Genomic DNA, 11,256 nt, shown 5'->3' on the forward strand with positions numbered 1-11,256 from the left:
CAACACCGTGCCCACCTCGTCGGCGCCGACACCGATCGACGACAACGCCCACGGGAGATGACCCATGGTGGGTCCCCATCCGTCCCCCATCCCCGCGTCGATGAGCACCGGCGCGTGGTCGGGGCCCCGCACCACGTACACGTTGTGCGAGATCCGGGGCTCGGTCGTCCGGTAAGCGGCACGTTGCAGACCACCGGCCTCGACGGGGTCGAACGTGGGGAAGACGGAGAGGTCGGTCTGGTAGTAGCCGTCACTGACCGAGGTGAACGTCTGACGGCCGACGGGCCAGTGCACTGCACTGGTGAACGGGATCGGACTGGTGGTGGGCATGCGTCCACGGTATCCGCTGGCGACGTGGTGTTAAATAGAAACCATGACCTCACCAGGTATCCCGCAGGTGACCGAGGCGCCCGCTCCCACATCCATGTCGGCGCTGCAGCGGGACTGTCCGGCGCGGCTCCTCCTCGACCAGATTGCCGACAAGTGGACCGTTCTGGTGATCTGTGTCCTGGACGAGGGGCCCAGCCGATTCAACGAATTGCGCCGTCGCGTCGACGGCGTGTCACAGAAGGTGTTGGCCAGCACCCTGCGAGGACTCGAACGTAACGGGATGGTCGAACGAATCGTCGCGACCAGTGGCCCCGTCTCTGTCACCTATCGTCTGACCCCGTTCGGCACGACGCTCTACGAACCGATGCTCGCGCTGTACGGGTGGACCACCCGACACATCGAGACGGTGGTCGACGCCCAGGATCGATTCGACCGGCGGGCGCATATCCCGACTCGCTGACGCGAACGCGGTCGATGCGCCACCATGGACTGGCGAATTCGAATCCCGACGCGGAGGTCTGATGTCCACTTATATCGTCACCGGTGCGACCGGCTTCCTCGGTCGCCGCGTGGTCGCCCGCCTGCTCGAGCGCGAGCCCGCGGCGAAGGTGTACGCGCTCGTGCGAGCGTCGTCGGTGCCGCGGATCGAACGGCTCGCCGCGACGTGGTTGGGCGGTGATCGCGTCACCCCGCTCGTGGGTGATCTGACGCAGCCCGGACTCGGCCTGGGTTCCGACACCCCGGACGCCGACCACATCATCCACCTGGGCGCGGTCTACGACATGACCGCCAGCGCAGCCGATTCCGAGGCCGCCAACGTGAACGGCACCCGCGCGGTCATCGACCTCGCGCTGCGCCTCGACGCCACCCTGCACCATGTGTCGTCGGTCGCGGTGGCCGGCGACCACATCGGGAAGTTCACCGAGGACGACTTCGACCTCGGACAGGGGCTGCCGTCGCCGTACCACAGCACCAAGTTCACGGCCGAGAAAATGGTCCGCGAGGCCGACGGCCTGCGCTGGCGGGTGTACCGCCCGGCGATCGTGGTCGGCGACTCGGTGACGGGCGAGATGGACAAGATCGACGGCCCCTACTACTTCTTCACCGCCCTGCGCCTGCTCGGAGCGCTCCCGTCACTGCTCCCGACGCTGGTCCCGGAGATCGGCAACACCAACGTGGTCCCGGTCGACTACGTCGCCGCGGCGATGGTCGAGCTGGTGCACGGCGACGACCTCGACGGCCGTGCGTTCCACCTGGTCAACCCCAAGCCGCAGTCGACGCGCGAGATCTACGGTGCCCTCGCGGCCGCGGCCGGCGCGCCCATGGCGGTCGGCTCGGTGCCCGAGGCGATCTCGGGTCCGGCCCTGCGGCTGAGCGAGCTGCCCGGCCTCAAGATCGCGCGCGACCTGGTACTCGACCAGCTCGGCGTACCGCCGGTGGTCATCGACCACCTGACCTTCCCCTCGGTCTTCACCTCGAAGGAGACGCAGAAGGCGTTGGCGGGCAGCGGTTTGTCGGTGCCCGAGTTCACCGACTACGCCGACGTGCTGTGGGAGTACTGGTACGACAACCTCGATCCGAACCGGGCCCGTCGACCCAGCGCGGCCGGTGAACTCGCCGGTCGACGCGTGATGATCACCGGCGGATCGTCGGGTATCGGGTTGGCCACGGCACACAAGGCCGCCAAGCGCGGCGCACGCGTCATCCTGGTGGCGCGTGGCGTCGAGGACCTCGAGACCGCGGTGGCCGAGATCCGCGCGGAGGGCGGCGACGCACACGGTTATCCGTGCGACATCACCGACACCGAGTCGGTGGAGACGATGGTGAAAACCGTTCTGGACGAACATGATCACGTCGACTACCTGGTGAACAACGCGGGTCGATCGATCCGACGCGGTGTGGTGCGGTCCACCGATCGGATGCATGACTACGAGCGCACGATGTCGGTCAACTACTTCGGCGCCGTGCGTCTCGTGCTCGCGCTGCTGCCGAGCATGCGGGAACGGCGGTTCGGCCACATCGTGAACATCTCGTCGATCGGCGTGCAGACCAAGGTCCCGCGCTTCTCGGCCTACGTCGCGAGCAAGGCCGCGCTCGACGCGTTCAGCGATGTCATCGCATCCGAGGTCCACGACGACGGCATCACCTTCACCTCGATCAAGATGCCGCTCGTGCGGACGCCGATGATCGCGCCGACCACGATCTACCAGTCGATGCCGACGTCGTCGCCGGATGATGCCGCGCAGATGGTGATCCGGGCGATGGAGAAGCGTCCGGTGCGCATCGACACCCCGGTGGGCACCATCGCCGAGTTCACCGGACTGTTCGCGCCCCGGTTCAAGAACGCCCTGCTGCACCAGGCCTACCGGCTGTTCCCGGAGTCCAGTGCGGCCAAGGGAGAGGCGCCCGATCCGGCGACCGAGACCGAGCGGGCGAAGTCGAAGTCGCCGGTGCCCATGAACCTACAGAACGCGGGACTGCCCAAGTCCGCCAAGCGGATCGCACGATTGGTGCCCGGCGTCTACTGGTGAACGTCCGCGCGGCGCGTCGCCCGCACGACCACGTCGTGCAGTGTTCCGGAGTGCCCGTGCCCACCGCCGGTGTTCCGGGTGCGGTCGGCGGCTGTGTCGATCCGCCAGACCGTCGTGTCGAGCCCACCCGTGATGCCCGCGACCGTCGCGGTCGCCTCGTGCGGCGGGTGATCGGCGTCGTCGTGTGAGCCGTGGCTGTGGCCGTGGTCGCCACTGCGGTGGCCGACGATGAGCAGGCTGCCCCCGGGGGCGACCCACTGCGCCAGACGGAGATAGAACTCGAGCTGTGGGATGGCCGGGTGGGCGTAGTTCGTCATCACCAGATCCCAGCGCTGCGTCGGTTCCCACGCGCTCGCGTCGGCCTCGACCCATCTGATCCTCTCCGACACCCCGGCGATGTGGGCGCGGTCGTCCGCCGTCGCCAGCGCGGTCGCAGAGATGTCGACGCCGGTCACCGCCCATCCCTGGCCGGCGAGCCAGATGGCCTCCGCGCCCACACCGCACCCGGCGTCGAGTGCCGTCCCCGGGGTCAGGTCACGGGTCTCGTCGACGACATACGGGTTGGCGGGCGGGACGCGGGACGCCTCGGTGGGAAGCGGTGACTCGCGCCAGTGGCGCTCCCAGTACGTCTGATCGAAGTCATGCACACCATCGAGAGTGACGCGGGTGGTTCAGAAGGGCAAACCTGTTTGCCGTTTCGGCAAATCCGAGTCAGAACGAGAGATCGGCGGACGCCACGCGCTGCAGATGCGCCGCCACACTGTCGTCGAGCAGACCGGTCACCGCGACCGCGCTCAGGCTGATCAGCCCGGACTTGACCGCGGCGGTGTCGGTGCCCTGGGCGGCGGGCGGCCCGGGGGCGAAGGTGAGCGCGAACTCTCCGTCGTCCTCGCCGGCGGTGTAACCCATACGCCCCATCGGGAGTCGGTCGGCCTCGGTCGCGACGAGTTCCGGTGTCCGCTCGTGGTCGGGCGCCGGGACGTTCACGTTCAGGACGGTTCCCTCGTGGACGAGGTCCGCGGGGCTGCCCCACCCCAGAAGGGCCACGGTGACGCGTGTGGTGGTGTCGAAGTCGGCGAACTCCGCGGTGTGGTCCCACGCGAGGTCGGTCGACACCGCGATCGCGGGCACCCCGAAACTGGTGGCGCAGACGGCCGCACCGACGGTGCCCGAGAAATGCACGGCCTGACCGGCGTTCGCGCCCGCGTTGGCGCCGGAGACCACGATGTCGGGTGGGGTCTCGGACAGGACGTGCGACAGCCCGAAGATCACCGAGTCCGCCGGCGACCCGGACACGGCCCAGACGTTGTCATGACCCTCGGCGGCCACGACGGTCAGCTTTCCGCTGGAGCCGATGCGGGCACTCGCGCCGCTCTGGTTCTCCGCAGGCGCGATGGTGAACACCTCGTGGCCCGCGGCGCGCAGCCCGGTCTCGAGGGCGCGGATACCGGGGGCCGCCCACCCGTCGTCGTTGGTCAGCAGGATCCGCAGGCTCATGGTCTCCGACGCTAGCCGACGCCCACGCGGGCCTGATGTCCCGTCGGGACGAGATCGGTCGACGCCCCCGTCCCTGTTTCGCAGCTGCGGATAGGATGAGCGCGAACAACCGCAGATGCGACGGTAATGAGGGTGGGATGACCCAGATCAGGATACGGCGGGCGGCCGAGCTGCTCGGGGTCAGCGACGACACCGTACGACGCTGGGTCGCGAGCGGGGAGTTGAGCGGAGGTACCGACGCAACGGGTCGTGCCGTCGTCGACGGCGCGGAACTGGCCGAACTCGCCCGTGGTCGGGCGCCGGGACCGACCGCCGACGGGATCGGCGTCGAACGCTCGGCCCGCAATCGGTTCGTCGGCCTGGTGACCGCGGTCCGCTCCGACCCGGTCATGTCGCAGGTGACCATGCAATGCGGACCCTTCGAGGTCACGTCCCTGATGAGCACCGACGCCGTCGGCGATCTGGACCTGCGGGTCGGCGTCGTGGCCACCGCGGTCGTCAAGGCCACCACCGTCATCGTCGAACGCCCGGACTCATCCACGAAAGAGGAACAGTGACAACCCAATCGACCAGACGACCGTTCGTCCGGATGGCCGCCCTCGCGGGTGTCGCGATCGCCGGGGTCGCCCTGACCACCGGGTGTTCGTCGGGTTCTGACAGCGCCGACGGTACGGGTGCATCGGGCTCCGCAGGCGGGGCCTCGTCGGCGGCGTCGCCGACGACGCTGTCGGTGTTCGCGGCGGCCTCGTTGAAGAAGGGCTTCACCGAGATCGCCGACGATTACATGAAGGCGCATCCCGAGGTGACGGTGAAGCTGAACTTCGACGGGTCGTCGACGCTGGTCACGCAGATCAAGCAGGGCGCAACCGCTGACGTGATCGCCACCGCCGATCAGAAGACCATGACGAGCCTCGGTGATCAGGCCGTCGATCCGCAGATCTTCGCGCGCAACGTGCTGACGATCATCACCGCACCGGGCAACCCGAAGAAGATCAGCTCGGTGGCCGACCTGGCGAAGCCGGGCGTCACCACCGTGCTGTGCGCGGTCGCGGTTCCGTGCGGCAACGCCGCCGCACAGGTCGAGCGCAACGCCGGCGTCGACATCACACCCGCCAGCGAGGAGACCGCCGTGACCGGTGTGGTGTCCAAGGTGACCTCGGGCCAGGCCGACGCCGGTCTGGTCTACACCTCCGACGCGAGAGCGGCGGGGTCGAAGGTCGCCACGGTGAACGACCCCGCGTTCGCGTCGGTGGTCAACTCGTATCCGATCGCGACCGTGAAGGACTCGACGAACGCGGGCGCGGCGGCGACCTTCATCCAGGAGGTGCTGGGCACGACCGGGACCGGCGTGCTGCGGGAACTGGGGTTCGGCGCGAAGTGACGCCCTCCGCTGTGAGTCCCCCGCAGTGACATCACAGTCGGGCCTGCGATCGGTTCCCCTGTGGCTCTACGTGCCCGCAGCCCTCGGGTTCGCGCTGATCATCATCCCGCCGATCGCGCTGGCGCAGCGGATGCCTTGGGACGACTTCTGGGGGTCGATCACCTCGGAGGCGTCCCTGCAGGCCCTCGGGTTGAGCCTGCGCACCGCCGGTGCCAGCACGCTCGCCTGCATCCTCATCGGCGTACCGATGGCCACCATCTTCGCGCGCAGCGACGCAACGGTGCTGCGGGCCATCAGGTCTTTGGTGTTGTTGCCGTTGGTCCTCCCACCGGTGGTGGGTGGCATCGCGCTGCTGTACGCGTTCGGGCGTAAGGGTCTCATCGGTGAGCACCTCACGGTCTGGGGCATCGACATCGCCTTCTCGACGACCGCGGTGGTACTGGCCCAGACTTTCGTGGCACTGCCGTTCCTGGTGATCAGTGTCGAAGGCGCGCTGCGGGTCTCGGGCTCGTCGTACGAGCAGGTGGCGGCCACCCTGGGCGCCGGACCGACCCGCACCCTGCTCACGGTGACCCTGCCGCTGGTCTTTCCCGCGGTGCTCTCCGGGGTGGTGCTGGCCTTCGCGCGGGCCATGGGCGAGTTCGGCGCCACCATCACGTTCGCGGGCAACTCGCCCGGGGTGACGCAGACCGCCCCGCTGAAGATCTACGTCGACGAGATCAGCGACCCGCAGCAGGCGTTGCCGCTCGCCCTGGTGCTCGTGGTCCTCGCGCTGGTCGTCGTCGTCGCCGTCCACCTGCGTCGCCCCGGACGACGACGAGCGGCCGCGGTGTGACCGCCGGTCTGAGTGCGACCCTGCGCCTGCGTGTCCCGGCCGTCGACGTCGAGTTCGAGGTACCCGCGGGGGCCACGGTCGCGGTGCTCGGCCCCAACGGCGCCGGTAAGAGCAGTGTCCTGAACCTGCTCGCCGGATTGCTACGACCCGACTCCGCGACGGTGCGCGTGGGCGACCGGGTGCTGGTGGACGACGCGACCTTCGTCGCCCCGCACCGACGCTCGGTGGCATTGCTGTCGCAACAGGCCCGGTTGTTCCCGCACATGACCGTCCGGCAGAACATCGCGTTCGCACCGTCGGCCGCTCGCGTGGGTCGCGCCGAGGTGCGCAGACGGACCGACGAGTGGATGAGGGCGGTCGACGTCGTGGACCTGGCCGACCGCAAACCGGCCCAGCTGTCCGGTGGTCAGGCGCAGCGGGTCGCGGTGGCCCGTGCGCTCGCCGCCGACCCCGCGGTGCTGCTGCTCGACGAGCCGTTCGCCGCCCTGGACGTCGACGTCGCCGCACGCTTGCGGGCACTCGTCGGTGACGTGCTCACCGACCGCAGGCGCATCACGCTGTTCGTCACCCACGACATCGTCGACGCGGTGAGTCTCGCCGACACCGCGTTCGTGATGGCCGGAGGTCGGATCGTCGACCGCGGGCCCGTGCGCGACGTGCTGGCGAACCCGGTCAACGACTTCGCCGCGCGGCTGGCCGGGCTGAACCTCGTCGGCGGGACGTGGCAGTCGGATCACGTTGCGGGTGATGGCATCGCAGTGATCGGGGAACCGGTCGACGGAGTGCGGACCGGTGCACCCGTTCTCGCGGCCTTCGCGCCACGCTCGGTTGCGGTCTACCGCGACGATCCGCACGGCAGTCCTCGCAACGTCTTCGCCGGCAGCGTCGCGCAGGTGGTACCGCACGGCGACCGCGCTCTCGCCCGCGTCGACTGCGGTGCAACCACGATCTCCGCGGAGCTCACCTGGCCGGCGGTTTCCGATCTGGGACTCGTCGCCGGATCGCCGGTCCATCTCGCGGTCAAGGCCTCCGAGGTGGTCGTCTACCCGACCACGACCTGAGATGTCAGCTCGGGTGGACGACGTCGAGGACCTGCTTGCAGATGCCGTTGCCGTAGACCTCGTGTTCGACGATCCTCAGGTGCGTGGTGTCCTTGTCGGCCTGGCTGAACAGTCGCCTGCCTGCGCCGAGCAGTACCGGGAAGACCAGCAGGTGGTATCGGTCGACGAGGCCGGCGTCGGCCAGGGCCGCACCGAGAGTTGCGCTGCCCTGCACCAGGATCGGTCCGCCGTCGGTCTGCTTGAGCGCCGCGACATCGTCCACCGACCCCAGAATCTCCGCCGGCCACCGGTCATCGTCGGAATCGAGGGTGGTCGAGACCACGTAGCGGGGGAGGGTGTTCATCTGCGCGAACTCCTCCATCGTCGGCCACACGGGGGCGAACGCCTCGTAGGAGGTGCGGCCGAACAGCAGTGCCCCGGCTTCCTGCTGTTCGCGACCCTTGATCTCGTACGCGGCGGGATCGAACTCTATGTCGGTGAACGTCCACCCCGAGTTGCGGTAGCCGGGCTCTCCGCCCGGCGCCTCCATGACGCCGTCGAGTGAGACGAATGCGGTGACGATCAATTGACGCATGACTTTTCCTCCGAGGCTTGCTGTGGTGCGGTCAGCGATACAGACCGGTCCCGACCCGGGAACTCATCGCGCCCGGCACGTCATCGTGAGCTGTCGGGTGCGTGGTCGCGGTCGTACTCGATGACGCGGGCCTTGAGATGCCGGTATCCGCGGACGCTCAGCGACCCGATCGACTTGAAGAAGAAGCGGTCGTCGTCGACGACGTCGGCGAACTCGGAGTCGCAGAGCGACGTCCCGGGACGGGCGGATCCGGTGAGTCTCGCGGCGATGTTGACCGGCTCGCCGAAGACGTCACCGAAGCGGGTGAGGACACGTCCGTAGGCGAGGCCGACCCGCAGCGGCGGGATCTCGTCGCGCTCCGACAGCGTGTGCAACTCGAGCGCGACCTTCGTCGCCTCCAGTGCATCGTCGACGGTGAACATCACCGCGTCGCCCAGCGTCTTGACGATGTGTCCGCCGTGGTCGGTGATGATGTCGCTGGCCCGCCCCTCGAACGACTCGAGCAGGGTGGTGAGTTCGTTCATCCCGATCTTGCGGGACAGGCTGGTGTATCCGACGATGTCGCAGAACCCGACCGCCAGTTCGTGTCCCTCGCCCTCACCGGCGTCGGCGATGCGGCCGGCGTCGAGTCCGCGCAACGCCGACGCCAGGTGGCGCCGCCAGATGAGCGTCTGGACGCGGCCCATGGCGAGGGCCATCTGCGCCAGGCTGACGTCGACATCGGGGTCACGATCGAGCTCGTCGAGACGGAAGGCCTGCCAGTCGGCCAGCCGCGACATCGTCTGACCGATCGCCCGCGCCGCCGCGAGTGCCGACCCCTCGGGTGAGGCCCGATAGGCCGCGATCACCAACCCCATGGCCGAGAGATCGTCCTCGGTGAAGATGGCCTCGTCGCGGGCGTCGTGGGCGAAACCGAACGCGCGCCAGATCTCGTCGGCGAACGCGGCGTCGATGTCGAGCTCGTCGACGGCCTGATCGCGGGTGAACACACGCGGACCACCCAGGAGCACCTCCTCGACATGGGCGAGACGATCGTCGGGCCCGCCGTTGTCAGAGGTCGTCGAATCGGGTTCCGTCACAGTCCCAGAACGCCTTTCATGAGGTACGCGAGCTGCCCCGGAAGGGCGGGTCGCTCTCTGCCCCGACGCATCCGCACCGTGTCGTTGGCGATGGACAACGCCGCGTGCACGGTGATCGCCGCCTCGGCCCGGGGGAGTCCGGGCTCGATCTCGGTGACCAGCGCGATCCAGCGTGCCACGTAATGGTGCTGCGCGGCGAGCAGATCGCGCGCATCCAGATTGCGCAGTACCGCGCCGTTGTTGAAGGCCACAGAAAGATCCGGTGTGCTTGTGAGAACGGCTACGTAGGACTCGGCCAGCGCGGCCAACAACTGCCGCGGTGAGGTGGTCACCGCGCCGGCGGCCATCGCGCCGGCCTCCAGTCGGGCGGCACTGCGTCGGCCGATGCTGGTCAGGATCGCGATCTTGCTGGGGAAGTGTTTGTAGACGCTCGGCCCGGTGATCCCCACGGCCTCGCCGATCTCGTCGACCCCGACATTGCCGAAGCCCTTGCGCTGGAACAGCTCCGACGACGCGTCCAGGATCTCCTCGCGCCGTCCGACGGCCTCGCCCGCGGGCATGGTCACCGCGGTGAGCTCCGGTGCGGTTGCCGGGCGCAGGGCGATGGCCCGACCGACGAGAGTCCGCAGCTGTGCCCGGGCCCGCGTGGCCGGGATGCGCGTCGTGTGCACCGACAGGCTGCCGGTGATGCTGAGCACCGCCCACGCCAGTTGGCGGATCTCCCACGGGCTCAGGTCGTCTCGGCCGAGGAACAGGGCCTGCGCCCAACGCTCGAGTACGGCGGTGGTCCGTGCGGCGACCTCGCTGTTCTGCTCGTCGGACAGGAACGCGCCGTTCCATCGCCACAGCACCGCCGCCTCCGGGCGCCGGATGCCGAGGTTGCAGATCGCGTCGACGAGAACGTCGAGCCGGCGCGGGTCGTCTGATCCGTACCGCTGCGTCGAGGACAAGGCGCGGTCGGTGCACGTCTCCAGGTCGTCGACCCCGGTCAACACCGCGGCGGTCAGCAGTGCCTGCTTGTCGTCGAAGTGTCGGTACAGCGACGGCCCGGTGACCCCGGCCGCCCGCGCGATCTCGGCCACCGAGACCTGGGGGTAGCCGCGCTCGAGGAACAGCTGGGCCGCCCGATCGATCAGCTGACGCTTGCGATCGGCCGGTCGGCGGGCCGTCGAGAGGGCCGGGGGCTCTGGGGTGGCGGACATGGTGAACAGACACTAGCGCAGAATCGAACAGCTGCGAAGCAGTCTGACAGGCGGGTATAGCCAAATAAGTTATCGCGCGTTAGCCTATGGCGAACACGGTTGGAAACGTAGAGAGTTCCGAAGAGGAACTGAGAGGAACACCCACCATGAGTGACGCATTCATCTACGAGGCGATCCGCACGCCACGTGGCAAGCAGCGCAACGGTTCGCTGCACGGAACCAAGCCCGTCGATCTGGTCGCCGGTCTGATCGGTGAGCTCCGCACCCGTTTCCCGGACATGGACCCCGCCGACATCGACGACGTCGTGCTCGGCGTCGTCTCCCCGGTCGGTGAGCAGGGCGCCGTCATCTCGCGGACCGCCGCGCTCGTCGCCGGCCTGCCCGACACGGTCCCCGGCACCCAGATCAACCGCTTCTGCGCCTCGGGCCTCGAGGCCACCAACCTCGCAGGCCAGAAGGTCGCATCGGGCTGGGACAACCTGGTGATCGCCGGTGGTGTCGAGTCGATGTCGCGCGTGCCCATGGGCTCCGACGGTGGCGCGATGTTCCAGGACCCGGCCACCGCATACGACCTCTACATCGCCCCGCAGGGCATCGGCGCCGACCTCATCGCCACGCTCGAGGGCTTCAGCCGTGAGGACGTCGACGCCTACGCCGTCGAGTCGCAGAACCGCGCCGAGGCCGCATGGTCGGCCGGCTACTTCGCGAAGTCGGTCGTCCCGGTCAAGGACATGAACGGTGTCCTGATCCTCGACCACGACGAGCA

The 11,256-nt window shown here is 68.7% G+C and carries 12 protein-coding genes and 1 pseudogene; 7 read left to right on the plus strand and 6 right to left on the minus strand.

The features are described 5' to 3' along the window. The coding region (locus JHC79_RS11445; protein ID WP_296390766.1) for a hypothetical protein at nt 1-330 on the minus strand (330 nt) is incomplete at its 3' end. Between the two features lie 43 nt (nt 331-373). On the opposite strand from JHC79_RS11445, the gene JHC79_RS11450 reads away from it, so the two are divergent. Both JHC79_RS11450 and JHC79_RS11455 read left to right on the plus strand, forming a co-directional pair. Further along, nucleotides 374-790, plus strand: a complete 417-nt coding sequence (locus tag JHC79_RS11450; protein ID WP_296390768.1) for a helix-turn-helix domain-containing protein — start codon at nt 374-376, stop codon at nt 788-790. 61 nt (nt 791-851) lie between these two features. After that, nucleotides 852-2,861, plus strand: coding sequence for an SDR family oxidoreductase (locus JHC79_RS11455; protein ID WP_296390770.1), 2,010 nt, complete (start codon nt 852-854; stop codon nt 2,859-2,861). On the opposite strand, the gene JHC79_RS11460 is transcribed toward JHC79_RS11455, so the two are convergent. Then, entirely contained in the window at nt 2,852-3,508 is a 657-nt protein-coding gene (locus JHC79_RS11460; RefSeq protein WP_296390772.1) for a class I SAM-dependent methyltransferase, read from the minus strand. The genes JHC79_RS11455 and JHC79_RS11460 overlap by 10 nt on opposite strands. A 64-nt stretch (nt 3,509-3,572) precedes the next feature. After that, complete coding sequence (gene surE, locus JHC79_RS11465) at nt 3,573-4,358, minus strand: 5'/3'-nucleotidase SurE (RefSeq protein WP_296390774.1); 786 nt, start codon at nt 4,356-4,358, stop codon at nt 3,573-3,575. A gap of 137 nt (nt 4,359-4,495) precedes the next feature. On the opposite strand from surE, the gene JHC79_RS11470 reads away from it, so the two are divergent. The 4 genes from JHC79_RS11470 to JHC79_RS11485 are packed head-to-tail and all read left to right on the plus strand — an operon-like array spanning nt 4,496 to nt 7,635. Beyond that, nucleotides 4,496-4,915 carry a TOBE domain-containing protein gene (locus tag JHC79_RS11470; protein ID WP_296390776.1) on the plus strand — a complete coding sequence of 140 codons (420 nt, stop codon included), beginning with the start codon at nt 4,496-4,498 and terminating at the stop codon, nt 4,913-4,915. Beyond that, the gene (gene modA, locus JHC79_RS11475; RefSeq protein ID WP_296390778.1) at nt 4,912-5,739 is read left to right on the plus strand and encodes a molybdate ABC transporter substrate-binding protein; all 828 of its coding nucleotides are present in this window, start codon (nt 4,912-4,914) and stop codon (nt 5,737-5,739) included. Before JHC79_RS11470 ends, modA begins: the two co-directional genes overlap by 4 nt. Before the next feature lie 25 nt (nt 5,740-5,764). Next, nucleotides 5,765-6,574 (plus strand): ABC transporter permease, encoded by an 810-nt coding sequence (locus JHC79_RS11480; RefSeq protein ID WP_296390781.1) that lies wholly within the window; start codon nt 5,765-5,767, stop codon nt 6,572-6,574. Further along, nucleotides 6,571-7,635, plus strand: coding sequence for an ATP-binding cassette domain-containing protein (locus JHC79_RS11485; RefSeq protein WP_296390784.1), 1,065 nt, complete (start codon nt 6,571-6,573; stop codon nt 7,633-7,635). The genes JHC79_RS11480 and JHC79_RS11485 overlap by 4 nt, the downstream gene beginning before the upstream one ends. Nucleotides 7,636-7,639: 4 nt before the next feature. Here JHC79_RS11485 and JHC79_RS11490 read toward each other — a convergent pair whose 3' ends face one another. The 3 genes from JHC79_RS11490 to JHC79_RS11500 all read right to left on the minus strand — a co-directional run bounded on the left by JHC79_RS11490 (nt 7,640) and on the right by JHC79_RS11500 (nt 10,490). Further along, nucleotides 7,640-8,209, minus strand: a complete 570-nt coding sequence (locus tag JHC79_RS11490) for a dihydrofolate reductase family protein (RefSeq protein ID WP_296390786.1) — start codon at nt 8,207-8,209, stop codon at nt 7,640-7,642. An 80-nt stretch (nt 8,210-8,289) separates the two neighbouring features. Continuing rightward, nucleotides 8,290-9,288 carry an adenylate/guanylate cyclase domain-containing protein gene (locus JHC79_RS11495; RefSeq protein WP_366782649.1) on the minus strand — a complete coding sequence of 333 codons (999 nt, stop codon included), beginning with the start codon at nt 9,286-9,288 and terminating at the stop codon, nt 8,290-8,292. Further along, entirely contained in the window at nt 9,285-10,490 is a 1,206-nt protein-coding gene (locus tag JHC79_RS11500; protein ID WP_296390788.1) for a TetR/AcrR family transcriptional regulator, read from the minus strand. Before JHC79_RS11500 ends, JHC79_RS11495 begins: the two co-directional genes overlap by 4 nt. Before the next feature lie 146 nt (nt 10,491-10,636). Between JHC79_RS11500 and JHC79_RS11505 the strand changes: the two are divergent. Continuing rightward, nucleotides 10,637-11,256, plus strand: a pseudogene (locus tag JHC79_RS11505) (acetyl-CoA C-acyltransferase); the annotation flags it as partial.

It is taken from the genome of Williamsia sp., assembly GCF_016462415.1.
GTDB lineage: Bacteria > Actinomycetota > Actinomycetes > Mycobacteriales > Mycobacteriaceae > Williamsia_A.

Bases quoted from the DNA above. Each gene is read 5' to 3' on its own strand.
- JHC79_RS11450 (WP_296390768.1), top strand. From the start codon at position 374: ATGACCTCACCAGGTATCCCGCAGGTGACCGAGGCGCCCGCTCCCACA.
- JHC79_RS11455 (WP_296390770.1), top strand. From the start codon at position 852: ATGTCCACTTATATCGTCACCGGTGCGACCGGCTTCCTCGGTCGCCGC.
- surE (WP_296390774.1), bottom strand. From the start codon at position 4,358: ATGAGCCTGCGGATCCTGCTGACCAACGACGACGGGTGGGCGGCCCCC.
- JHC79_RS11470 (WP_296390776.1), top strand. From the start codon at position 4,496: ATGACCCAGATCAGGATACGGCGGGCGGCCGAGCTGCTCGGGGTCAGC.
- JHC79_RS11490 (WP_296390786.1), bottom strand. From the start codon at position 8,209: ATGCGTCAATTGATCGTCACCGCATTCGTCTCACTCGACGGCGTCATG.
- JHC79_RS11500 (WP_296390788.1), bottom strand. From the start codon at position 10,490: ATGTCCGCCACCCCAGAGCCCCCGGCCCTCTCGACGGCCCGCCGACCG.